Genomic DNA, 23,689 nt, shown 5'->3' on the forward strand with positions numbered 1-23,689 from the left:
CACCCGTACTGGAGGCTGACGGGACAGCGCGGCTACGGACCGTGCGCGGGCCGGGTCCGGCCAACTTTATCCACAGGTGCGCGCACGACCCTTGACGTGATCTCCGGTCATTGTCACATTCATCAGTGTCAACTTACGGGCGCGTACGGCTCTACGGACGGACGGCTGGCATGGCTGGGGACACCAAGCGACGCACGGGGCAACTCTCCGCCGACCTGCGCGGGTTCAGGGAGGTCCAGCGTCTCGCCTACGCGTGCGCGGAGACCGTCGCGGCGCAGCTGCGGCCCGGGGTCACCGAGCGCGAGGCGGCCCGGATGCAGCGCGACTGGCTGCGCGAGCGCGGGGTGCGGGACTGGTTCCACCTGCCGTTCGCCTGGTTCGGGGACCGCACCGCATTCGCGAACTTCAAGATCCCCCTCCAGTTCTTCCCCACCAACCGGAAGCTGGAGCCGGGGATGCCGTTCATCCTCGACATGGCGCCCGTCCACCAGGGGTACGCGGCCGACATCGGGTACTCGGGCAGCCTCGGGCTCAACCCGGTGCAGGACCGGCTCATGTCCGACCTGCGCCACCACCGCGCGCTGATCCTGGAGCAGGCGCGCGAGCGCCGCTCCCTGCGCGAGATCTACGAGAACGTCGAGCGGCTGATGACGCGGCAGGGCTACGCCAACCGGCACCGTGCCTACCCCTTCGGCGTGATCGCGCACAAAATAGACAGGGTCAAGGAGCGGCGCTGGTCGCCGACCGCGTTCGGGTTCGGCACCCAGTCCCTGAAGGGCCTGGCCGGTGATCTCCTGCACGGACACCGCGAAGGCTGGTCCCCGCTGTGGAGCCCGTACCGCTTCTCCGACCATCCGCCGCAGCCGGGTCTGTGGGCGGTGGAGCCGCACCTGGGCTTCCGGGGCACCGGCGCGAAGTTCGAGGAGATCCTCGTCGTCACCGACTCCCGGGACCCCGAGGAGAGCGCGTTCTGGCTGGACGAGGAGCTGCCGCACGTGCGGCGCTGGGCTGAGGAGAAGACGGCATGAGCGGGACTGCATTCGCGGGGGCGCGCGAGCGCCGGGTGAGCACGGGCGGGATCGAGCTGTGCGTGGTCGAGCTCGGCGATGCGGACCGGCCCACCGTGGTGCTGGTGCACGGCTACCCGGACAGCAAGGAGGTCTGGTCGGAGGTCGCCGAGCGGCTCGCCGCCCGCTTCCACGTGGTGCTCTACGACGTACGTGGGCACGGGCGCTCCACGGCTCCGGTTCCCCTGCGCGGCGGCTTCACCCTGGAGAAACTGACGGACGACTTCCTGGCGGTCGCGGACGCGGTCAGCCCGGACCGGCCGGTGCACCTCGTCGGCCACGACTGGGGCTCCGTACAGGGCTGGGAGTTCGCGACGACCGCCCGTACCGAGGGCCGGATCGCCTCCTTCACCTCGATGTCGGGCCCCTCCCTCGACCACTTCGGGCACTGGATCAAGAAGCGGATGGCGCGGCCCACCCCGCGCCGGGCCGCTCAGCTGCTGAACCAGGGCGCGAAGTCCTGGTACGTCTACATGCTGCACACGCCGGTCCTGCCGGAGCTCGCCTGGCGCGGTCCGCTCGGCAAGCGGTGGCCCAAGATCCTCCAGCGGATCGAGAAGGTCCCGGCCGGCTCCTACCCGACGGCCTCGCTGCCCTCGGACGCGGCGCACGGAGCCTGGCTCTACCGCGACAACGTACGGTCGCGGATGCGCCGGCCGCGCGCCGACGCCTATGCCCACGTACCGGTCCAGCTGATCACGCCGACGGGCGACGCCTTCCTGTCCGAGCGGCTCTACGACGATCTGGAGCTGTGGGCGCCGGACCTGCTGCGCCGCACCCTACCCGCCAAGCACTGGGTGCCCCGGACCCGTCCCGACCAGCTGGCCGCGTGGATCACCGACTTCGTCACCTCGCGGGAGGAGCCCGCCACCCGCGCGCCGGAGCGGAAGGCGCCGGGGAGGTACGCCGACCGCTTCGGCGGCCAGCTGGTCCTGGTCACCGGCGCCGCCAGCGGCATCGGGCGGGCCACCGCGTTCGCCTTCGCCGAGGCCGGCGCCCGGGTGGTGTGCGTGGACCGGGACGCGGAGGGCGCGGCGCGCACCGCCGACATGGCCCGTCTCGTCGGGGCCGCCGAGGCCTGGGGCGAGTGCGTCGACGTCAGTGACGAGCAGGCCATGGAGAAGCTCGCGGCGAAGGTCGCCGCCGAGTACGGCATCGTGGACGTGCTGGTCAACAACGCCGGCATCGGGCTGTCGGGGCCCTTCCTGGAGACCACGTCCGAGGACTGGAAGAAGGTCCTCGACGTCAACCTGTGGGGCGTCATCCACGGCTGCCGGATCTTCGGCAAGCAGATGGCCGAGCGCGGCCAGGGCGGCCACATCGTCAACACCGCGTCCGCCGCGGCCTATCTGCCGTCCCGGACCCTGCCCGCGTACAGCACTTCGAAGGCGGCGGTGCTGATGCTGTCCGAGTGCCTGCGCGCCGAGCTCGCGTCGAAGTCCATCGGCGTCTCGGCGATCTGCCCCGGCATCGTCAACACCAACATCACCGCGACCTCGCGGTTCGCCGGGGTGGACGAGGCGGAGGAGAAGCGCCGCCAGGAGCGTTCGTCCCGGCTGTACGGGCTGCGCAACTTCCCGCCGGAGAAGGTCGCCGACGCGATCGTGCTCGCCGTGGTGCGCAACCAGGCCGTGGTACCGGTGACTCCGGAGTCCAAAGGTGCGCTGTGGATGTCCCGTTTCGCGCCGGGGACGCTGCGGCGGCTCGCGAGGCTGGAGCCCAAGCTGTGAGTGAGCCCGGCACGGCCATACCCCGCTCCTCCCGGCGGTCGTACCATCCCTCGCAGGAGGGCTCGCCGCGCAAGGCCGTCGAGTACCTGGCGGCTGCACGTGCCGCCCGGGCCGCGGCGGGCGCGGTCGGCCGAGCCGTCATGTCGTAGGGAGCCGGGATTGTCCGATCAGGCGGTAGCCGAGTACCGGATCGAGGATCTGGCCCATCACAGCGGGGCGACGGTGCGCACGATCCGGGCGTACCAGGACCGCGGTCTGCTGCCGAAGCCTGAACGGCGAGGCCGCTCCAACGTCTACCGGGACACGCATCTGGCGCGGCTGCGCCAGATCGCGGACCTGCTCGACCGCGGCTACACCCTGGCCTCCATCAAGGAATTGCTGGAGGCCTGGGACGCGGGCCGCGGGCTGGGCGGCGTACTGGGGCTGGTCGCCGAGGTGCACGGGCCGTGGACCGACGAGGAGGCGGCCCGGATCAGCCGGGACGAGCTGAACGAGCGGTTCGGCGGCAGGCCCGACGACGACGCGGTGGGCGAGGCGTGCGAGCTGGGCGTGCTGGAGCGGATCGCGGGGCGCCCGGACGAATTCCTGGTGCCCTCACCGCAGGAGCTGGCGGTGGCCGCCGAGCTGTACGCGGCCGGGGTACCGCTGGTGGCGATCACCGGGCACCTTCGGGAGCTGCGCGGACAGGTGGAGCACATCGCCTCGCGGTTCCTGGAGTTCACCACCGAGCACGTCTTCGCGCGCTACCTCGGGCACGTACCGCCGACGGACGCGGACGCGGCGGAGGCGGCGACGATGGTACGGAGACTGCGGCCACTGGCCCAGCAGACGGTGGACGCCGAACTGGCGCGGGCCATGCGCCTGTTCGCCACCCGGCATCTGCAGCGGCACCTGGGCGCCGTCGGCTCCGCGCAGCCGTCCGGGCCGTCCCCGGTGGCATTGCCCGCCGAGACGGTGCGGGCCGTGCAGGAGCTCGTGGGCCCCGACCACGTGGCGGAGTTCGTCCGGGCCGCGACGGAGCGGGAACTCCAGGCCCGGACGATGAACGACTTGGCGCGCCGGGGCGGCCGGTAAAGCTCGCTCGGTCTCGCTCAGTAGTCCACAGGGCGGATCACGCGTTTGGCATCAAAACCGGGCCAACCGGCTGTGGACAACTCGGGTTTCCTTGTGGGCAACCGCGGTCGCGTCCGGGCCGATGGGCTCGCACTCCTCGTTGGTGCGGGTACTTTCGGCCACCGGAGACACGGGCGCCGGCCCGAGGGCGCCGTCGGGCACGCCCTGGCGGGGGTTCCCGTACAGGAGGCCGGCGAGAACCAGTCCGACCACCCCGCCGACCAGTTGGGCGGCGACGAACCCGGGCAGCGACTGCGGGGCTATCCCGGTGAAGGAGTCACTGAACGCGCGCCCGATGGTGCCGGCCGGGTTGGCGAAGGAGCCCGAGGAGGTGAACCAGATCGCGGCGGCGATGTACGCGGCGACCGCGGCCGGGATCAGCTTCGGCCGGCCGATGCGGCCCAGCCCCTGGATGACCAGGACGAGTCCGGCGGTGGCGACGACCTCGCCGACCAGCAGGTGACCGCCGGTGCGGACCTGGGTGGCGAAGGTGCCGGGGACGCGTCCGAACATGACTTCGGCGAGGACGGCGCCGCCGACGGCCCCTGCGGTCTGGGCGGCGGTGTAGACGAGGGCCTCCCCGCCGCCGACCCCCTCACCGCCACTGCGCCGCCCCCACCAGGAGGCGAGGGTGACGACTGGGTTGAGGTGGGCACCGGAGAGCGGCCCGAACAGGGTGATGATCAGGCCGAGGCCGATCGCGGAGGCGGCGGAGTTGGCGACGAGGGCGACGCCGGTGTCGCGGCTGAGGGCCGCGGCCTGGATTCCGGATCCGATCACGACCACGAGAAGGCCGGCGGTACCGATGAGCTCGGCGGCCGCGCGGCGCGGCAGAGATACGCGGACTGTCATGGTTCCCCCCTCTGGGCAGCACTACAGTGGAAAATGTATTCCGTATCTTGGAAGTGCGATAGAGGGGTCCAGGCCTCGGCGCCCGCGGAAATTCCCTGCCGGCAACCCCCACGACCCGGCACGCTGGGGACATGGACGACAGACGCACCGTGAAGGTGTCCAAATACGTCTCGAAACACCTGCGGCATCAGCCGGATCGCATCGGACTGGTGCTCGACGGCCAGGGCTGGGTGGAGATCGACGACCTGCTGCGGGCGGCCGCCGCGCACGGCTTCCACGTCAGCCGCGCCGAGCTCGACCACGTCGTCGCGACCAACGACAAGAAGCGCTTCGCCGTCGAGGGCACCCGCATCCGGGCCAGCCAGGGACACACCGTCGCGGTGGACCTGGACCTCCCGGAGTCCGAGCCGCCGGCGTACCTGTACCACGGCACCGTGGCCTCCGCCCTGGACGCGATCCGCGCCGAAGGGCTGCGCCCGATGGCCCGCCACCACGTCCACCTGTCCCCGGACCGGGAGACCGCGACCCGGGTGGGCGCGCGGCGCGGACGGCCGGTCGTGCTCAGCGTCGACGCCGGGGCGATGCGGGCGGCCGGGCACGTCTTCCGGATCAGCGCCAACGGGGTGTGGCTGGCGGACGCCGTACCGCCGGAGTTCCTGCGCTTCTCCTAGCGGGCGGCGTGGCGGCATGCGGTCGACGACATGCGGTGGGTGGCATGCCCCGGGGCGGGGGAATTCACAGGGAGATTGTCAGATCATCGCCCTACTCTGTCCTCATTCCGGGATCTGTGAGGGGGGGTACCTCGCGATCGCCGAACTTTCCATGCGAGCACGCGAGGTGACACCCCATGACATCCACATCCCCGAACGAGACACCCGAGGCCCCCGCATCCGCCGGAGCCGCCGGCACCTTCCAGGTCGACCTGCGCGGCCTGGTCGACCTGCTCTCCCACCACCTCTACTCCAGCCCGCGCGTCTACGTCCGCGAGCTGCTGCAGAACGCCGTGGATGCCGTCACCGCCCGGCAGGCACACGAGCCCGGCGCGCGGATCCGCATCCGTCTGTCCGCCTCCGCCGGCCGCGTCACCATCGAGGACTCCGGCATCGGCCTGACCGCCGCCGAGACCCACTCCTTCCTCGCCACCATCGGCCGCAGCTCCAAGCGCGGCGACCGCGAGCTGGCGGAGCGTGGCCTGGAGAGCGCCCGCCAGGAGTTCCTGGGCCAGTTCGGCATCGGCCTGCTCGCCTGCTTCGTCGTGGCCCGCCAGATCCGCGTGGTCACCCGCTCCGCCCGCGACCCGCAGGCCGCGCCCGTCGAATGGCTGGCCACGGACAACGGTTCGTACACCGTCCGCGAACTCCCCCACGAGGCCCGCCCGGAGCCCGGCACCACCGTCATCCTGGAGTCCCGCCCGGGCGCCGAGGAGTGGACCACCCCGGCCAAGGTCGAGCAGCTGGCCCGCGACTACGGCTCCCTGCTCCCGTACGACATCACCTTCGACGACGGAGAAGGCGGCGAGCCCCGCCCGATCACCGACCGGCCCGCCGTCTGGGACCGCCCCCACCCCACCCCCGCCGCCCGACGGGTCGCGCTCGCCGGCCACTGCGCGCAGCTGTTCGGCTTCGCCCCGCTCGACAGCATCGACCTCGACCTGCCGGTCGCCGGAGTGCGCGGCGTGGCGTACGTCCTGCCGGAGCCGACCAGCCCCGCCCATCGGGCCGGACACCGCGTCCACCTCAAGGGCATGCTGCTCACCGACCAGGCCGACAACCTGCTGCCCGACTGGGCCTTCTTCGTCCGCGCCGTCATCGACACGGACACCCTGCGGCCCACCGCATCCCGCGAGAACCTGTACGACGACGAGACCCTGGCCGCCGTACGGGAGGCCCTCGGCGCCCGCGTACGGGGCTGGCTCGCCGAACTCGCGGCGAGCGAACCGGAGCGCCTGGCCGCGTTCTTGGGCGTCCACCACCTCGGGGTGAAGTCCCTGGCCCGGCACGACGCGGAACTGCTCGGCCTGATGCTGCCCTGGCTGCCGTTCGAGACCAGCGACGGTTCGATGAGCCTGGAGGAGTTCGCGGCCGCCCACACCGAGATCCACTTCACGCGCACCGTCGAGGAGTTCCGCCAGATCGCCCCGATCGCGGCCGCCCACGGCCTCGGCGTCATCAACGCCGGCTACACCTACGACGCGGACCTGCTGGCCCTGCTGCCCTCCGTACGGCCCGACCTCAAGGTCGCCGAGCTGGACGCGGGAGCCGTCACCGAGCGCCTCGACCCCGTCCCGAGCTCGGCCGAACTGGCCCTGGCCGCCTTCCTGTCCACCGCGCGCACCCGCCTGGAGCCGCAGGGCTGCGATGTGGTGCTGCGTGCCTTCCAGCCCGTCTCCGTCCCGGCCCTCTACCTGGACGACCGGCAGGCCCGGCAGGAACGCGACCGCACCGCCGCGCTGGAGAGCGCCGACTCGCTGTGGACCGGCATCCTCGGCGCACTGCGCGGTTCGGCGCCGCGCGCCCGCCTGGTCCTCAACCACAACAACCCGCTGATCCGACGGATCGCCTCACTGCCCGACGAGACCCTGACCGGCACCGCCGTCGAATCGCTGTACGGGCAGGCCCTGCTGATGTCCCAGCGGCCGCTGCGCCCCGCCGACTCCACCCTGCTCAACCGGGCCTTCCTCGGGCTCCTGGAATGGGCGACCCACCCCGCCGAGGCCCAGGAGGGACCGAAGTGAGCACGATGACGCGCGAGGAGATCGAGCAGGGCCTCCAGGAGAACCGCTTCGCGCCCGGCGGCACCGCCCGCAACGCGCACGCGGAGGTGCTGGCCGCCGCCGCCGAGGCGAGCGGGGACTCCGAGCTGTTCCGCGACGCGCTGGACAACCTGATCAACTCGTACTTGTACAGCTCTGAGTCGACGAAGATGCTCGTGCCCTTCGCCCGGCTGCTCCAGGAGTACGACAAGGACCCCGGCGCCTTCTCCAAGGGGGACGCCCATTCGCTGTTCTGGCAGTTCAAGTGGGTGGCCACGGCCATCAGCGAATCCCCCGAGATCCCCCTGGAGTCCGCCACCGGCTGGCTGGACGAGATGGAGCGCCGCTACCGGATCGCGGGCTACAGCGAGCGGCCCGTACGCGAGTCCGAGCTGTGGTTCGCCGATGTGATCGGTGACGACGAGCGGGCCGAGCGGGCCTACGCGCGCTGGCAGGCCGCCGACCGCGACGACATGAGCGACTGCCACGCCTGCGAGCTCAACGGCCAGGGCCACTACGCGATGCTGCGCGGCGATGACGCCCGGGCCCTGGAGGTCTGGCAGCCGGTGCTGGCCGGCGACAAGACCTGCGCCGAGGAACCGCACCGGGTACTGGCCACCGCGCTGCTGCCGCTGCTGCGGCTCGGGCGGTTCGAGGAAGCCCGTGCCCAGCACCTGCGCGGTTACCGCATGGCCCGGGGCAAGGAGAGCCTGCTGCCCTCGGTCGGCAAGCACATCGAGTTCTGCGCCCTCACCGGCAACGAACCGCGCGGCCTGGAGATCCTGGCCGAACACGCCGCGCACGTGGCGCCGCTGGCCAACCTCGACGACCGGCTGTCCTTCCACGGCGGCGTCCTCGTCCTGCTGCGCCGGCTCAATGACCTGGGGCACGGCCACCTCCCGGCCGTCCCCTACGAGGGCGTGCCGCGCACCGTGGCCGAGCTGTACGAGGTGCTGCGCGCGGACGCCCTCGACATCGCCCGGCGGTTCGACGCGCGCAACGGCACCACCCGGGTCTCGGAGCGGTTCCTCGCCCGGATCGGCGGGACGCCGCTGGTCGACGTACTCCCGCTGGGGGTGCGCAGCGCGGCCCTGCCGCAGCCGGCGCCCGCCGCCGCGCCGGTGGCGGCACCGGTTCCCGCCCCGGCCGCGGACGGCGCCGCTCTCGCCGAGCTGGTGCGGCGCGCCCGGGCGGCGCGTGACCTGGGGCATCCGGGTTCGGACGGCCTCTGGGCCGAGGTGGCCGCACGGGTGGGGACCGGGCCCGAGGACGGGGCGGGCCCCGTTGACGCGGTGGGCCCGGTCGACGCGGTGGATCCGCTGGTGCGGGTCGATGTGGCGGACCACCGGGCCCTGGTGGCCGCGCGCGCCGGGGCCGGCGACGCGGCGACGCTGGTGAAGGCGGTCCGCGACGACTACCGGGCGCTGGGTCGGGAGGAGCGTGCGGCGCTGGCGGAGCTCCGGCTGTCGAGCCTGGCCGCGCAGTCCGGGGCCGCTCCGGGGGAGATCCGGGAACTGCTGGCCGTGGCCCTGCGGGCCGCCGAGGCGCTGGACGCGGACGAGCCGCTGCGGGTCCGCCGGATCGCGCTCGCGGAACTGTCCGCGATCCGCCTGGAGTCGTACCTGCGCTCGCTGGAAGCCACTGACGCCCACGATCACGGCCACGGCCACGGCCACGGCCACGGCCAGGATCGCGGGCACGGGGAGCTGGCGGCGGAGCTCACCGCTTTCGTCGCCGCCTATGCGCAGTCGCTGCCCGACCTGGTGGCGGAGGCCGAGGAGATGCTCGGCCGGATCGCCCTGTCGGAGGGGGACCCGGAGCGGGCCGTACCCCTGCTGGCCGCGGCCGCCGCCCGGGCGATCGCGGCGGGCCGGCCCTGGCAGGCGGTGGACCCGCTGGTGCTGCGGGCCGGGGTGCTGATGTCCCTCGGCCGCCCCGAGGAGGCGGAGGAGGACGCGCGTTCCGGGCTGGCGCACGCCGGGGAGCTGACGGACGCCGAGCAGCAGGCCGTCGTACGGCTCACCCTCGCTGACATCCTGCTGGAGCGGGCCGCCGCCGCGGAGGCGGCGGAGCTCGCGCTCACGGCGGCGCACTGGTTCGACCAGGCCGGCCTCACCGCCGACGGCGGCGCCCAGGCCCGGCTCCTGCTGGCGCGGGCGTACGCGCACCAGCACCGCAACGCGGACGCGGCCGAGGTGCTGCGGTCGACGCTGCCGGACCTGCTGGAGCACGGCGAGCAGCAGGCCCTGGCCGTAAGGGAGTTCCTCGGGGATCTGCTGCGCGAACTCGGGGAACCGCGTGAGGCGGCGGAGCAGTACCTGCTGGCGGCGGAGCTGGTGAAGGGCTGGGAGGACCCGCGTCCACAGGCGGGCCTGGCGCAGTCCGCCGCCGACCAGCTGAGCGAGGCGCGGCTGACACCGGAGGCGGTCGCCGCGTACGAGCGGGCCCTGGAGCTGCACCGGCTCTCGGGGGACGCGCCGGTGGCCGAGGTCCGCGTACTGCGGTCCCTGGCCTGGCTGGCGATCCGCAAGGAGGTCAGTGCCACGGGCGTGGCGCGGGCCCGGGCGCTGATGGCCGAGGCGGCCGGGATCCTGGAGACGGCGCGGGGTGACGCCCCGGACTCGCCGGAGCTGCGTTCCGAGCTCGCCCAGACCTGGCATCAGCTGGCGCAGGTGCTGGACCGGTGGGTCTCCGTCCACGTCCAGGAGGACGATGACGAGGACTCCGGCCCCGCGGAGGCGCTGGAGGACGCCGAGCTGACCGCACTGCGGCTGGAGGAGGTCCTGCTGTGGGACCGCGCGGCCGGTGTCTACACCGACCTCGGCGGCGACCATCTGGCGGAGCGTTTCCAGTGCCTGAACAACGCGGCCTGGACCGAACGCGAGCTGGGCCGCCCCGAGGCGGGCGCCGCCCGGCTCTCGGCTCTGATCGAGGAGCTCCGCACCTGGCCCGAGGACGCCGTGCCGGAGTGGATCCTGCCCCGCGCGGAGCGGACCGTCGCCCATCTGACGGACTGACCGGACGAGCGAGCGACCAGGCCCCCGCCACCTCATGGTGGCGGGGGCCTGGCGTCAGCTCAGTTGGGCGAGCCCCTCGGTGGCGATCTTCTCGAAGACGGTCTCGTCGGCCGCGAAGTCGGAGTCCGGGATGGGTGCGTGGATCGCGATTTCGGTGAAGCCGAGCTCGCGGTGTCGGCCCGCGAAGTCGACGAAGGCGTCCACGGACTCCAGCATCGTGTTGCGCTCCGGGGTGAACCCGGTGAGCAGGATCTTCTCCATCTGCGCCGCGTTCCGCCCGATCTCCGCGCACGCCTTGTCGAGCTTGGCGAGCTGGCCTCGGATGGCCTCCAGCGAATCCTCGGGCGTGCCGTTCTCGAAGACCTTCGGGTCGCCGGTGGTCACCCAGGCCTGGCCGTACCGGGCGGCGAGCTTGAGCCCGCGCGGTCCGTTGCCGGCCACGGCGAACGGCAGGCGAGGCTCCTGCACGCAGCCGGGGATGGTGCGGGCCTCCTCCGCGGAGTAGAAGGTGCCCTGCTGGGTCACCGCGCCCTCGGTCAGCAGTCGGTCCAGCAGCGGAACGAACTCGGCGAAGCGGTCGGCCCGCTCGCGCGGGGTCCAGGCCTCCTGGCCCAGCGCGGTCGCGTCGAAGCCGTCGCCGCCGGCGCCGATGCCGAGAGTGACCCGGCCGCCGGAGATGTCGTCGAGGGAGATGAGTTCCTTGGCCAGGGTCACGGGGTGCCGGAAGTTCGGCGAGGTGACCAGCGTGCCCAGGCGCAGCCGCTCGGTGGCGGTGGCCGCAGCGGTGAGGGTCGGCAGCGCCCCGAACCACGGGCCGTCGCGGAAGGTCCGCCAGGAGAGGTGGTCGTAGGTGTAGGCGGTGTGGAACCCGAGCCTTTCGGCCCGCGCCCACTGGTCGCGGCCTCCTTCGCGCCACGGACGTACCGGCAGGATCACAGTGCTCAGACGCAGACTCATGCCGCCGAGCCTACGGCGCGTGCTGCGCCGCCCGTGCGCCACGCCTACGATGTTTCACGTGAAACATGCGCTCCGAAGCGAATGTTTCACGTGAAACACAGGAGCCTCGAACGGATCTTGCCAACACCTGTCCGGGTGGTCCGGGGCCATGGGCGAAGATGGAGCTGTGACCTCGGCTCCCCAGCGCCCGGACGGGCAGACCCCCGCACCCCGGCTCATCGCCACCGACCTCGACGGCACCCTGCTCCGCGACGACAAATCCGTCTCGCCGCGCACCGTTGCCGCGCTCGCCGCCGCCGAGGAGGCCGGGATCGAGGTCTTCTTCGTCACCGGCCGCCCGGCACGCTGGATGGACGTGGTCGCCGACCATGTACACGGGCACGGCCTGGCGATCTGCGCGAACGGGGCCGCCGTCGTCGATCTACACGCCGGCCGGGAATTCGTGCAGGTGCGGGCACTGCCCCGGGATACCGCGCTGACCGTGGTGAACGCGCTCCGGGCCGCCGCCCCCGGCACGTCCTTCGCCGTGGAGCGCACCACCGGCATCAACTATGAGCCGAACTACCCGCCCTTCTTCCAGGACCCGGGCGCCACGGTGGCGACCGTCGAGAAGCTGCTCCACGAGGAGCCCGACACCACCGCGGCACCCGTGCTGAAGCTGCTCGCGCACCACTCCGAACTGTCGCCGGACAAGTTCCTGACGCTGGCCCGCTCTGCGGCGGGCGACCACGCCTCCATCACCCGGTCCAGCCCGACCGCCCTGCTGGAGATCAGCGGGCTCGGCATCTCGAAGGCCAGCACCCTGGAGCTGTGCTGCGCCGAGCGCGGGATCTCCCCGGCGGAGGTCGTGGCCTTCGGGGACATGCCGAACGACGTGGAGATGCTCCGCTGGGCAGGCACCTCGTACGCGATGGGCAACGCCCATCCGGATGTGATCGCGGCCGCGTCCGGCCGTACCGTCGCCAACAACGAGGACGGGGTCGCCGTCGTCATCGAGCGCATCATCGCCGAGCGGGCCGCGGCCCGGCCCTAAGCCCGGCCCGCAAGCCCCGGCCCGGCCCTAAGCCCCGGTCACAGGGACATCCGCTAGAGCGGCGCTTCCCAGACCAGGGTCGTGCCGCCGCCGTCCTCGCCGATGCCGGGGCGCTGCGAGCTGGAGCCGCCCAGGGATTCCGCCCGGCGGCGCAGGTTCCGCAGCCCGCTGCGGCGGCCGCCCTCCACGATGCCGACCCCGTCGTCGGCGACCTCCAGCCGCACCCCGGGCCGGCCGTCGGACAGGGTGGCCGTACAGTCCACGACCACCTCGATCCGGGTCGCCTCGGCGTGCCGGAAGGCGTTCGACAGGGCCTCGCGCAGAGCGGCGATCAGGTTCTTGCCGACCAGCTCACCGACGACCGCGTCGATGGGGCCGAGGAAGCGGTGCGCGGGCTTGAACCCCAGCGGCACCGCGGCCATGTTGATCTCCCTCAGCACCCGGGTGCGTAGCCCCGAAGGCGCTTCCGCGGGGCCCTGCTGGAGCGCGAAGATCGCGGTCCGGATCTCCTGGATCGTCACGTCCAGCTCGTCCACGGCCTTGCCGACCCCGTCACGCACCTCGGGGACGATGGACCGGCGCTGGGCGCCCTCCAGCATCATCCCGGTGGCGAACAGCCGCTGGATGACGAGGTCGTGCAGGTCGCGGGCGATCCGGTCGCGGTCCTCGAACACCGCGAGCCGCTCCCGGTCGCGCTGCGCCTCGGCCATCATCAGCGCGAGCGCCGCCTGTGAGGCGAACTGCGTGGCCAGGGTCCGCTCGGACTCGGTGAAGGGCCGCTTGCCACGGGCCCGGGGGGTGACGAGGGCGCCCAGGACCCGCCCGCCGCTCTGCAGGGGGAGCATCATGCAGGGCCCGTACTGGCTGGTCAGCGGGCTCATCATGCGCGGATCCGAAGCGGCGTCGTCTGCGAAGACCGCATCGCCCTGGAGCAGCTTCTCCACCACCGGACTCCCGGCCGGGATCACCACACCCAGCGAGGTGGCCGGGTTGTCGGCGGAGACGGCCACGATCTCCATCCCGCCCTCCTCGGTGGGCAGCAGCACGATTCCGGCGGAGGAATCGGCCAGGTGGCGGGCCTGTTCGGCCACGACGGCGAGCGCGTCGTCCGCGTCCCCGCCCGACAGGAGGGCGGTGGTGACGGCCACCGAGCCGTCGATCCAGCGCTCGCGCTGGGTGGCCGCCTCGTACAGGCGGGCGTTGCCGATGGCGATACCGGCCTCGGTGGCCAGTACCCGGACCATGTGGACGTCGTAGTCGTTGAACTCGCCGCCGCCGTTCTTCTCCGCGAGGTAGAGGTTCCCGAAGATCTCGCCCTGCACGCGGATGGGGACGCCGAGGAACGACTTCATGGGCGGGTGGTGCGCCGGGAAGCCGGCCGAGCGCGGATCCTTCGTCAGATCGGGGAGCCGAACCGTGTCGGGGTGCGAGATCAGTGCGCCGAGCAGGCCCCGCTTGCCGTCGGGCCGGTGCCCGATCTTGCGGGCCAGCTCGGTGCTCATGCCGTGGGTGACGAAGTCGGAGAGCCCGCGGCCCTCCGTGTCGACGACGCCGATCGCCGCGTAGCGGGCGTCCGCGAGCTCGGCCGCGGTCTCGCAGATGCGGTCCAGGGTGGAGTGCAGTTGAAGGCCGGTGCCGACCGACCGCATCGCCTCCAGCAGCTGCGGGACGCGGGCGGTGAGCTCGGTGGACAGGCCCTGGAGGCTGTGGGCGGCCCGGGTGGCGGCCTCCAGCGTGTCCGGAGCCGCCCCCGGTTCCGCGGCGTCCGGCCCGTCCGGTGAATCCGATGAGCCCGGTGAGGGCTCGGGTGATTCCTGCGACTCCTGCACTGACATGCCCTTGAGCGTAGTTAGTCCCATTTACTGGGGAAAGTCGGCCAACGTCCTGTCCGCAGCGCGTTCGCGCTCCAGCAGGCTGCGCAGCGGCCCCTCGACGGCGGCCAGCTCCTCGTACGCGCCGCGCTGTACGACCTCACCATGATCCAGCACGATCACCTCGTCCACCGCCTCCAAACCGGCCAGCCGGTGCGTGATCAGGACAGTGGTGCGGCCCTCGGTCGCGGCCAGCAGATCCGCCGTCAGGGCGTCGGCGGTGGCCAGGTCCAGGTGCTCGGCCGGCTCGTCCAGGACGAGCACGGGGAAGTCGGCGAGCAGCGCCCGGGCCAGGGCCAGACGCTGACGCTGCCCCCCGGAGATCCGCGCGCCGTGCTCGCCGACCAGGGTGTCCAGCCCGTCCGGGAGCCCCTCGGCCCAGTCCAGCAGCCGGGCCGCCGCCAGCGCGTCGCGCAGCTGCCCCTCGCTCGCGCCGGTCCGGGCGAGGCGCAGGTTCTCCCGCACCGAGCTGTCGAAGATGTGCGCGTCCTGGGCGCAGAGCCCCACGAACCGGCGTACGTCGTCGCTGTCGAGCGCCCGCGCCTGCGTCCCGCCCAGGCTGTACGCGCCTTCGTGCGGGTCGAGGAAACGCAGCAGGAGCTGCGCCAGTGTGGTCTTGCCCGAGCCCGAGGGGCCCACGACGGCGATGCGCCGGCCGGCCTCCAGCGTCAGGTCCAGCCCGTGCAGCGCGTCGCGCTCCTGTCCGGGGTGCCGGACGGCGATCCCGGTCAGCCGCACCGGGAAGGGGGACTCGGGCACCTCGGCGGCCTGCTCCGGCTCGGCGACGGGGACCGGCGCGTCGATGACCTCGTAGACCCGCTCGGCGCTGCGGCGCACCCGCTGCCGGTACTGGACCGCCAGCGGAAGCCCGTTGACGGCCTCGAAGGCGGCGAGCGGGGTCAGCACGACCACCGCCATGGCCACCCCGGAGAGCCTGCCGTCGGCCACGGCGCCCGCTCCGGCGGCCGCGGCGAGCAGCACGGTCAGCCCGCACACCAGGGCGGTCAGTCCGCTGCCGAGCCCGGTGGCGGCCGCCCCGCGAGCGGCGATGGCGGTCAGCGTGCGGTCGCTCTCGCGGGCCCGGCCCTTGCGCTCCTCCAGGGCGCCGGCGACGGTCAGCTCGGCGGTTCCGGTCAGCAGATCGGCCACCCGACTGGCGAGTTCGCCGCGGGCGGGTGCAAGCCGCCGCTCCGCACGGCGAGCGCAGGCCCCGCTGACGAGCGGCGCGCCGACCCCGGCGGCGAGCAGCCCGAGGGCGAGGGCGGCCCCGGCCTGCGGCAGCAGCCAGGTGGTGAAGGCGACCGAGCCGGTTCCGACGATCAGCGCGGTGCCGACCGGCAGCAGCCAGCGCAGCCAGTAGTCTTGGAGGGCGTCGGCGTCGGCCACCAGCCGGGCCAGCAGATCCCCGCGCCGCTGTTCCCGCAGCCCGGCGGGCGCGATCCGCTCCAGCCGGCGGAACACCGAGACCCGCAGGTCGGCGAGCATCCGCAGCACCGCGTCGTGCGAGACGAGCCGCTCGGCGTACCGGAAGACGGCCCGCCCGATGCCGAAGGCCCGGGTGGCGGTGACCGCCATCATCAGATAGAGCACCGGTGGCTGTTCGGAGGCCCGCGAGATCAGCCAGCCCGAGACGGCCATCAGTCCGACCCCGCATCCGACGGCCAGCGCACCGAGCAGCAGCCCGAGCCGGAACCGTCCCCGCCAGGCCCTCGCCACGTCCCGGACCCTGCGGAGCGGATCGCCCGCGCCCGAGACGCTTCCGGCGGCCCGGGACGGCTGCTCCGGCGCCGCACCGAGGATCCATTCCCCGGGATCCGCCGCCGCGCCCGGGGGCGGCGTCCTGAGAGCCGCCCCGGCGACGGTGCGGGACGCGTCGGGGGAGCGCTCCGCGGGGTCCGTTCCGGCGTCCGCCAGACCCACCGTGACCACCCGGCCGGCGACGGCCAGCAACGCCGGCCGGTGGACGACCAGCAGGACCGTGCGCCCCACGGCGAGGCGCCGGACGGCGTCCACCACGGCGGCCTCGGTCTCCCCGTCCAGCGCCGCCGTGGGCTCGTCCAGCAGCAGCACGGGCCGGTCCGCGAGGAACGCCCGCGCCAGCGCCAGCCGCTGCCGCTGCCCGGCGGACAGCCCGGCGCCGTCCTCGCCCAGCGCGGTGTCCACACCCCGGGGCAGCGCGGCCACGAAGGCCCACGCCCCGGCGTCCTTCAGCGCCTCGGCCACGTCGGCGTCGGACGCCCCGGGCCTGGCCAGTCGTACGTTCTCGGCGATCGTCCCGGCGAACAGGTGCGGCCGCTGGGGCACCCAGGCGATCCGCTCCCGCCACTGCTCCGGCGACAGCTCCGCCAGGTCCACGCCCCCGACCCGGACCCGGCCGGCCGTCGGTGTCACGAACCCCAGCAGCACGTGCAGCAGCGTGGACTTGCCCGCCCCGCTCGGCCCGGTGAGCGCCACGCACTCGCCGGGCTCCACCGTCAGCGACACCGGCCCGGGCGAGTCCTCGCCGCGCCCCTCGTACCGGACGGCCACCCCGTCCAGCTCGATCCTCAGCGGGGCCCCGGCGGGCAGGACGGCGGAGCCGCCCGTGCCCACGGCCGGGGTCTCCAGCACCTCGAAGATCTCCTCGGCGGCCGCCAGGCCCTCGGCCGCCGCGTGGTACTGCGCCCCGACCTGCCGCAGTGGCAGGTACGCCTCGGGCGCCAGGATCAGGATGACCAGCCCGGTGTAGAGGTCCAGCTCCCCGTGGACGAGCCGCATCCCGATGGTGACCGCCACCAGCGCCACCGACAGGGTGGCCAGCAGCTCCAGCGCGAACGACGACAGGAACGCGATGCGCAGCGTCCGCATCGTGGCCTGCCGGTAGTCATCGGTGATCTTGCGGATCGACTCGGCCTGCGCCTTGGCCCGTCCGAACACCTTCAGCGTCGGCAGCCCGGCCACCACGTCCAGGAAGTGGCCCGACAGCCGCGACAGCAGCCGCCACTGGCGGTCCATCCGCGACTGGGTCGCCATGCCGATCAAGGCCATGAAGAGCGGGATCAGCGGCAGCGTGACCACGATGATGGCCGCCGACACCCAGTCCTCGGTGACGATCCGGGCGAGCACCGCCGCCGGGACGACCACCGCGAGCCCCAACTGGGGCAGGTAGCGGGAGAAGTAGTCGTCGAGCGCGTCCACACCCCGGGTGGCCAGGGCCACCAGGGATCCGGTCCGCTGCCCGCTGAGCCAGCCGGGCCCCAGCTCCGTGGCACGGTCCAGCAGCCGTCCCCGTAGCTCCGACTTGACCGCCGCGCTCGCCCGGTGGGCGGCCAGTTCGGTCACCCACGCGACCAGGGCCCGCCCCAGTGCCACCGCGGCGAGCAGCAGCAGTGGCGTCCTCAACGCCGCTCCGTCCAGGCCCTCCTCGAAGGCCCCGACCACGATCTCGGCGATGAGCATCGCCTGGCCGACGACCAGCCCCGCCCCGGCCAGCCCCAAGGCCACCACTGCCGCCAGGAAGAGGCGAGTGGAGCGGGCGTACCGGAGCAGGCGCGGGTCGATCGGTTTCACGTGAAACATCCCCCAGAGCAGGGTCAGGCAGAAGGATCAGGCAACGGCGATCGGTGTGGGGCGGGGCTCAGTGCGCGTCGGCGATGTGCTGTGTGCCGATGCGCTTGCGGAACACCCAGTAGGTCCAGCCCTGGTAGAGCAGGACGACCGGGGTCGCCACGCCCGCGCACCAGGTCATGATCTTCAGGGTGTACGGACTGGACGAGGCGTTGGTGACCGTGAGGTTCCAGGCGTCGTTCAGCGAGGACGGCATGACGTTCGGGAAGAGCGTCAGGAACAGCATCGCGACGGCGGCCGCGATGGTGACTCCGGACAGGGCGAACGACCAGCCCTCGCGGCCCGCCAGATTGCAGCCGAGGGCGCCCAGCAGGGCCACCACGGCGACGATCATCGCGATCAGGCTCCAGCCGTCACCGCGCGAGAGCTGGGTCCAGATCAGGAAGCCGAGGGCCAGCACCGCGGTGACCACACCCAGCCGGGTGGCCAGGGCGCGCGAGCGGTCCCGGATGTCACCGACCGTCTTGAGCGAGGTGAACACCGCGCCGTGGAAGGTGAACAGGGTGAGGGTGACCAGGCCGCCGAGGAGCGCGTACGGGTTCAGCAGGTCGAAGAGGCTGCCGACGTACTCCATGTCCGCGTCGATCTTCACACCGCGCGTGATGTTGGCGAAGGCCACACCCCACATGAACGCGGGGATCAGCGAGGTCCAGAAGATCGCGTGTTCCCAGTTGGTCTGCCACTTGTCCTCGGGCCGCTTGTGCCGGTACTCGAAGGCGACACCGCGGATGATGAGGCAGACCAGGATGAGCAGCAGCGGCAGGTAGAAGCCGGAGAAGAGGGTGGCGTACCACTCGGGGAAGGCGGCGAAGGTCGCGCCGCCCGCCGTGAGCAGCCAGACCTCGTTGCCGTCCCACACGGGTCCGATCGTGTTGATCAGGACCCGCTTCTCGGTGCGGTCACGGGCGAGCAGCTTGGTCAGGACGCCGACGCCGAAGTCGAAGCCCTCCAGGAAGAAGTAGCCGGTCCACAGGACGGCGATGAGTACGAACCAGACGTCGTGGAGTTGCATGGTGTGGTCTCCTCAGCCTCAGTACGAGAAGGCCATCGGCCTGTCGGCGGTGTTGTCGTCCCCGCCGATCTTGGTGGGCGGGTTGAGGTCGGCCTCCGTGAGCTCCGGCGGGCCGGCCTTGACGTACTTCACGAGGAGCCGGACCTCGATCACCGCGAGCACGGCGTACAGCAGGGTGAAGACGACCATCGAGGTGATGACCTCACCCTGGGAGACACCCGGCGAGACGGCGTCCCGGGTGCGCAGGACCCCGTAGACGACCCACGGCTGGCGGCCCATCTCGGTGAAGATCCAGCCCCAGGAGTTGGCGATCAGCGGGAACCCGAGCGTCCAGATCGCGGTGAGCCAGTACAGCCGGGTCAGGCGCGGGCTGAGCGGCTTGTGGAACGGGACCAGGTGCGGCCGCTCGTCCTCGCCGGTCCGCAGGGCCGGCGGCAGCAGGAACTTGCGACGGGTCAGCCACAGCCCCACGGCGCCGATGGCGAAGGAGGCCATGCCGAAGCCGATCATCCAGCGGAAGCCCCAGTACGCGACCGGGATGTTGGGCCGGTAGTCCCCGGGCCCGTACTTCTCCTGCTCGGACTTGTTGACGTCGTTGATGCCGGGCACGAACGAGTCAAAGGTGCTGTCGGCCAGGAAGGACAGCAGACCGGGCACCTCTATGGCGACCTTGTTGTGGCCCTTGTCCACGTCTCCGTAGGCGAAGACCGAGAAGGGCGCGCTGTTCTCGCCGTCCCACAGTGCCTCGGCGGCGGCCATCTTCATCGGCTGCTGCTTGAACATGACCTTGGCGAGGGTGTCGCCGCTGATCGCGGTGAGCAGGCCGCCGATGACGACGGCGACGAGGCCGAGCCGCAGCGAGGTGCGCATCACCGGGATGTGCTTCTTGCGCAGCAGGTGGTAGGAGGCGATGCCGACCATGAAGGCGCCGCCGGTCAGGACGGCCGCGGTCAGCGTGTGGAACACCTGCGCGAGGGCGGTGTTCTGGGTGAGCACGTGCCAGAAGTCGGTCAGCTCCGCGCGCCCGGTCTCCTTGTTGATGCGGTACCCGACGGGGTGCTGCATCCAGGAGTTCGCCGCGAGGATGAAGTACGCGGAGAGGACGGTGCCGATCGAGACCATCCAGATGCAGGCCAGGTGGATCTTCTTCGGCAGCTTGTCCCAGCCGAAGATCCACAGGCCGATGAAGGTCGATTCGAAGAAGAACGCGATCAGCGCCTCGAAGGCCAGGGGCGCCCCGAAGATGTCACCGACGAACCGCGAGTAGTCGGACCAGTTCATGCCGAACTGGAACTCCTGGACGATGCCGGTGACGACACCCATCGCGATGTTGATCAGGAAGAGCTTGCCCCAGAACTTCGTCGCCTTGAGGTACTTCTCCTTCTCCGTCCGCACCCACGCGGTCTGCAGGATCGCGACCAGCGCGGCGAGCGAGATCGTCAGCGGGACGAAGAGGAAGTGATAGACGGTCGTAATGCCGAACTGCCATCGCGCCAGGGTCTCCGGCGCCAGAGCCAGATCCACGTCGTCGTCTCCTTCGGGTCGCCACGGTCACAGCCGAAGTTTGCCTGTGATGTCCCGCCCAGTACGGGACAAACAGGACGCGCTTGTGAACGCGTTCACATTCACAAGCATTATGGCGCACAGGGTTTCGGATCTTTCGCGGGGGGGGTCCCTCTAGGCAACAACTTCAACAGATTGTTGAATGCGGCTCATGCAGATACGCATCTCCTGGCCCTCCGGCCAGCTCACCGCAACCCTCGAAGAGACTCCGACCAGCAAGGCGCTGGCCGAAGCCCTCCCCCTCTCCGCGTCCGCCAACACCTGGGGCGAGGAGGTGTACTTCGACACCGGCGTCCGCGTGGCGCCGGAGCCCGACGCCCGGCAGATCGTCGACCCGGGCACCGTCGCGTTCTGGACCGAGGGGAACGCCCTCGCGCTCCCCTACGGCCCGACGCCCATCTCCCGCGGCGGCGAGAGCCGCCTGGCGAGCCCGTGCAACGTGCTCGGCTCGTTCGACGGCGACCCCCGCCTGCTGTCCACCGTCCGTGACGGCGACCCCGTCCGCGTGGAACTGGCGTAACGGGCCCCTACCGGTCTACAGCTCCTTGAAGAACGCAGCCGCCGTGTGCAGGAACAGGTCGTTCGCCTCGGTCTCGCCGATCGTGACCCGCAGGCCCTCGCCCGCGAAGGGCCGGACCACCACACCGGCCTTCTCGCAGGCCGCCGCGAACTCGGCGGTCCGCTCCCCCAGCCGCATCCACACGAAGTTCGCCTGCGTCTCGGGGACCACCGTCCAGCCCTGGGCGAGCAGCGTCGCGTGGACCCGCGTCCGCTCGCTCACCAGCGACCCGACCCGGCCCATCAGCTCGTCCTCGGCCCGCAGCGAGGCGACCGCCGCGTCCTGCGCGAGCTGGCTGACGCCGAAGGGCACGGCCGTCTTGCGCAGCGCCGCGGCCACCGGCTCGTGCGCCACCGCGAAGCCGACCCGCAGGCCGGCCAGCCCGTACGCCTTGGAGAACGTCCGGAGCACGCAGACGTTCGGGCGGTCGCGGTAGAGCTCGATGCCGTCCGGCACATCGGTGTCGCGGACGAACTCGCGGTACGCCTCGTCCAGCACCACCAGGATGTCCGAGGGCACCCGGTCCAGGAACCGCTCCAGCTCCGCACGGCGCACCGCGGTGCCGGTGGGGTTGTTGGGGTTGCAGACGAAGATCAGCCGGGTCCGGTCGGTGATCGCCGCGGCCATCGCGTCCAGGTCGTGCACGTCCCCGTCGGTCAGCGGGACCTCAACGGACGTCGCACCCGAGATCTGCGTGATGATCGGGTAAGCCTCAAAAGAGCGCCAGGCGTACATGACCTCGTCGCCCGGGCCGGCCGTCGACTGGATCAGCGACTGGGCCACACCCACCGAGCCGGTACCGGTGGCGATGTGCTCGACCGGCACCCCGAAGCGCTCCGCGAGCTCGTTCACCAGGCCGGTGCAGGCCATGTCGGGGTAGCGGTTGAACTGGCCGGCCGCGGCGACGGCGGTCTCCAGCACCCCTTGCAGCGGCGGATAGGGGTTCTCATTCGAGGACAGCTTGTACGCAATCGCCCCGCCCGTGGCCGCGGGCTTGCCCGGCTTGTAGGTGGGAATGCCGTCCAGCTCGGCGCGCAGCTTGGGGCTCTTCTCGCTCACCGCAGGTCCTCCTCGACCGTCCCGTCCGACGTCGCCGTCGACTCAATACTGCTCACCTTATGAGGATTCCGTCGTTCCGAGAATGGAGGGCGCCAGGAATGCGGGGGAGCGCACGCATATATGCGCGCGCCGGTGGCCTGCGCCGTGGCGCGCATCCCTCGTGCAGGTGAGTTGAGACCGACCCCAAACCGCTCCGTTTTGGCATGCTCGGACCCGCCGACAAGCGCCCCAATCACCCTGGGCGACCAAGAACCTTGGTTTCCAAGGTCATTGGGGGTGGCGAACCATGCAGAAACGTGCCTGTCAACGCGTGCATATGCATCCGGACCACCCAGCCCCCCGAGCCCTACTATCGGCTCGCCATGACAGCAGCAGGGAAGCATCAGGTGAGCCGGACCGAGACCACCCGGCGGGCCGCCGGCCGACAGGGCCGGGCAGGCATCAGGGACGTGGCCGCTGCGGCGGGCGTCTCGATCACGACCGTCTCCGACGCGCTCAATGGCAAGGGGCGACTGCCGGACGCCACCCGCCGCCACGTTCGCGAGGTCGCCGACCGGCTGGGCTACCGCCCGTCCGCCGCGGCCCGCACCCTCCGTACCGGCAAGTCCGGCCTCATCGGCCTGACCGTGACGACGTACGGGGATGAACCTTTCACCTTCACCGAATTCGCGTACTTCGCCGAGATGGCCAGGGCCGCCACCTCCGCGGCGCTCGCCCGCGGCTACGCCCTCGTCATCCTCCCCGCCACCTCCCGACACGACGTCTGGTCCAACGTGGCCCTCGACGGCACCGTCGTCATCGACCCCTCCGACCACGATCCCGTCGTCACCGAGCTGGTCCGCCAAGGCCTGCCGGTGGTGTCCGACGGCCGCCCGGCCGGCTCCCTCCCCGTCACCGCCTGGGTCGACAACGACCACGAGGCCGCCGTCCTCAACCTGCTCGACCACCTCGCCGCCGCCGGCGCCCGCCGTATCGGGCTGCTGACCGGCACCACCACCGACACCTACACCCGGCTCTCCACCACCGCCTACCTCAACTGGTGCGAGCGCATCGGCCAGGACCCCGTGTACGAGTCCTACCCCGCCCACGACCCGTGTGCGGGAGCCGTCGCCGCCGACCGCCTGCTCGCCCGCCCCGACCGGCCCGACGCCGTGTACGGGCTCTTCGACCCCAACGGCACCGACCTGCTCGCCGCCGCCCGGCGCTACGGCCTGCGCGTCCCCGAGGACCTGCTGCTCGTCTGCTGCAGCGAGTCCACCGTGTACGCCAACACCGAACCGCCCATCACCACCCTGTCCCTCAAACCCCGTCGCATCGGCACCGCCGTCGTGCAGCTGCTGATCGACGCCATCGAGGGGGTCGGCACGGGGCGTCCCGTCGAACAGGTCGTCCCGACCGAATTGATCATCCGTACCTCCTCCCAGCGCAGGCAGACCCGTACGACCGTCAGCCCACCCCGCTCTCCGGCGTCGGACTGACCGCCCTCACCGGCCCGGAT

General features: G+C 72.1%; 16 protein-coding genes. 9 read left to right on the forward strand and 7 right to left on the reverse strand.

Annotated elements, in window-relative coordinates:
- The first annotated feature begins 170 nt into the window (after positions 1-170).
- The 3 genes from EES41_RS18335 (at position 171) to EES41_RS18345 (ending at position 3,871) form a co-directional block, all read left to right on the forward strand.
- Entirely contained in the window at positions 171-1,028 is an 858-nt protein-coding gene (locus EES41_RS18335; RefSeq protein ID WP_123079522.1) for a M24 family metallopeptidase, read from the forward strand.
- The gene (locus EES41_RS18340; protein ID WP_123079523.1) at positions 1,025-2,797 is read left to right on the forward strand and encodes an SDR family oxidoreductase; all 1,773 of its coding nucleotides are present in this window, start codon (positions 1,025-1,027) and stop codon (positions 2,795-2,797) included. Before EES41_RS18335 ends, EES41_RS18340 begins: the two co-directional genes overlap by 4 nt.
- A gap of 159 nt (positions 2,798-2,956) precedes the next feature.
- Entirely contained in the window at positions 2,957-3,871 is a 915-nt protein-coding gene (locus EES41_RS18345; protein ID WP_123079524.1) for a MerR family transcriptional regulator, read from the forward strand.
- A 51-nt stretch (positions 3,872-3,922) separates the two neighbouring features.
- On the opposite strand, the gene EES41_RS18350 is transcribed toward EES41_RS18345, so the two are convergent.
- On the reverse strand, positions 3,923-4,762 hold the full coding sequence (locus tag EES41_RS18350) for an aquaporin (protein ID WP_123079525.1): 840 nt from the start codon (positions 4,760-4,762) through the stop codon (positions 3,923-3,925).
- Positions 4,763-4,893: 131 nt separating this feature from the next.
- On the opposite strand from EES41_RS18350, the gene EES41_RS18355 reads away from it, so the two are divergent.
- The 3 genes from EES41_RS18355 (at position 4,894) to EES41_RS18365 (ending at position 10,531) form a co-directional block, all read left to right on the forward strand.
- The gene (locus EES41_RS18355) at positions 4,894-5,433 is read left to right on the forward strand and encodes an RNA 2'-phosphotransferase (protein WP_123079526.1); all 540 of its coding nucleotides are present in this window, start codon (positions 4,894-4,896) and stop codon (positions 5,431-5,433) included.
- Positions 5,434-5,609: 176 nt separating this feature from the next.
- The gene (locus tag EES41_RS18360; RefSeq protein WP_123079527.1) at positions 5,610-7,496 is read left to right on the forward strand and encodes an HSP90 family protein; all 1,887 of its coding nucleotides are present in this window, start codon (positions 5,610-5,612) and stop codon (positions 7,494-7,496) included.
- Entirely contained in the window at positions 7,493-10,531 is a 3,039-nt protein-coding gene (locus EES41_RS18365) for a tetratricopeptide repeat protein (protein ID WP_123079528.1), read from the forward strand. The genes EES41_RS18360 and EES41_RS18365 overlap by 4 nt, the downstream gene beginning before the upstream one ends.
- Before the next feature lie 54 nt (positions 10,532-10,585).
- On the opposite strand, the gene EES41_RS18370 is transcribed toward EES41_RS18365, so the two are convergent.
- On the reverse strand, positions 10,586-11,488 hold the full coding sequence (locus tag EES41_RS18370; RefSeq protein ID WP_123079529.1) for an LLM class flavin-dependent oxidoreductase: 903 nt from the start codon (positions 11,486-11,488) through the stop codon (positions 10,586-10,588).
- Positions 11,489-11,636: 148 nt separating this feature from the next.
- Here EES41_RS18370 and EES41_RS18375 point away from each other — a divergent pair, with 148 nt between their 5' ends.
- Positions 11,637-12,521, forward strand: a complete 885-nt coding sequence (locus EES41_RS18375) for a Cof-type HAD-IIB family hydrolase (RefSeq protein ID WP_174261698.1) — start codon at positions 11,637-11,639, stop codon at positions 12,519-12,521.
- Between the two features lie 53 nt (positions 12,522-12,574).
- Here EES41_RS18375 and EES41_RS18380 read toward each other — a convergent pair whose 3' ends face one another.
- The 4 genes from EES41_RS18380 to EES41_RS18395 form a co-directional block, all read right to left on the reverse strand.
- On the reverse strand, positions 12,575-14,356 hold the full coding sequence (locus EES41_RS18380) for a GAF domain-containing sensor histidine kinase (RefSeq protein ID WP_123079531.1): 1,782 nt from the start codon (positions 14,354-14,356) through the stop codon (positions 12,575-12,577).
- A 24-nt stretch (positions 14,357-14,380) separates the two neighbouring features.
- On the reverse strand, positions 14,381-17,941 hold the full coding sequence (gene cydD / locus EES41_RS18385; protein WP_123079532.1) for a thiol reductant ABC exporter subunit CydD: 3,561 nt from the start codon (positions 17,939-17,941) through the stop codon (positions 14,381-14,383).
- A 67-nt stretch (positions 17,942-18,008) separates the two neighbouring features.
- On the reverse strand, positions 18,009-19,010 hold the full coding sequence (gene cydB, locus EES41_RS18390; protein WP_123079533.1) for a cytochrome d ubiquinol oxidase subunit II: 1,002 nt from the start codon (positions 19,008-19,010) through the stop codon (positions 18,009-18,011).
- Between the two features lie 18 nt (positions 19,011-19,028).
- The gene (locus EES41_RS18395) at positions 19,029-20,534 is read right to left on the reverse strand and encodes a cytochrome ubiquinol oxidase subunit I (protein ID WP_008741699.1); all 1,506 of its coding nucleotides are present in this window, start codon (positions 20,532-20,534) and stop codon (positions 19,029-19,031) included.
- 190 nt (positions 20,535-20,724) lie between these two features.
- Here EES41_RS18395 and EES41_RS18400 point away from each other — a divergent pair, with 190 nt between their 5' ends.
- The gene (locus tag EES41_RS18400) at positions 20,725-21,093 is read left to right on the forward strand and encodes a cyclophilin-like fold protein (RefSeq protein WP_123079534.1); all 369 of its coding nucleotides are present in this window, start codon (positions 20,725-20,727) and stop codon (positions 21,091-21,093) included.
- A gap of 15 nt (positions 21,094-21,108) precedes the next feature.
- Here the strand turns inward: EES41_RS18400 and hisC are convergent, their stop codons facing one another.
- Positions 21,109-22,191: a histidinol-phosphate transaminase gene (gene hisC, locus EES41_RS18405; protein ID WP_123079535.1), complete on the reverse strand. Its 1,083-nt coding sequence runs from the start codon at positions 22,189-22,191 to the stop codon at positions 21,109-21,111.
- A gap of 362 nt (positions 22,192-22,553) precedes the next feature.
- Between hisC and EES41_RS18410 the strand changes: the two genes are divergently transcribed.
- Positions 22,554-23,669 (forward strand): LacI family DNA-binding transcriptional regulator, encoded by a 1,116-nt coding sequence (locus EES41_RS18410; RefSeq protein WP_123079536.1) that lies wholly within the window; start codon positions 22,554-22,556, stop codon positions 23,667-23,669.
- Positions 23,670-23,689: the final 20 nt, after the last annotated feature.

The sequence above is a fragment of the Streptomyces sp. ADI95-16 genome (assembly GCF_003721495.1).
Classification (GTDB): Bacteria; Actinomycetota; Actinomycetes; order Streptomycetales; family Streptomycetaceae; genus Streptomyces; species Streptomyces goshikiensis.

What these genes read in the sequence shown, in the direction of transcription:
- EES41_RS18335 (WP_123079522.1), top strand. Translation starts at nt 171, where the DNA reads ATGGCTGGGGACACCAAGCGACGCACGGGGCAACTCTCCGCCGACCTG.
- EES41_RS18340 (WP_123079523.1), top strand. Translation starts at nt 1,025, where the DNA reads ATGAGCGGGACTGCATTCGCGGGGGCGCGCGAGCGCCGGGTGAGCACG.
- EES41_RS18350 (WP_123079525.1), bottom strand. Translation starts at nt 4,762, where the DNA reads ATGACAGTCCGCGTATCTCTGCCGCGCCGCGCGGCCGCCGAGCTCATC.
- EES41_RS18355 (WP_123079526.1), top strand. Translation starts at nt 4,894, where the DNA reads ATGGACGACAGACGCACCGTGAAGGTGTCCAAATACGTCTCGAAACAC.
- EES41_RS18360 (WP_123079527.1), top strand. Translation starts at nt 5,610, where the DNA reads ATGACATCCACATCCCCGAACGAGACACCCGAGGCCCCCGCATCCGCC.
- EES41_RS18370 (WP_123079529.1), bottom strand. Translation starts at nt 11,488, where the DNA reads ATGAGTCTGCGTCTGAGCACTGTGATCCTGCCGGTACGTCCGTGGCGC.
- EES41_RS18375 (WP_174261698.1), top strand. Translation starts at nt 11,637, where the DNA reads ATGGGCGAAGATGGAGCTGTGACCTCGGCTCCCCAGCGCCCGGACGGG.
- EES41_RS18380 (WP_123079531.1), bottom strand. Translation starts at nt 14,356, where the DNA reads ATGTCAGTGCAGGAGTCGCAGGAATCACCCGAGCCCTCACCGGGCTCA.
- cydB (WP_123079533.1), bottom strand. Translation starts at nt 19,010, where the DNA reads ATGCAACTCCACGACGTCTGGTTCGTACTCATCGCCGTCCTGTGGACC.
- EES41_RS18400 (WP_123079534.1), top strand. Translation starts at nt 20,725, where the DNA reads ATGCAGATACGCATCTCCTGGCCCTCCGGCCAGCTCACCGCAACCCTC.
- EES41_RS18410 (WP_123079536.1), top strand. Translation starts at nt 22,554, where the DNA reads ATGACAGCAGCAGGGAAGCATCAGGTGAGCCGGACCGAGACCACCCGG.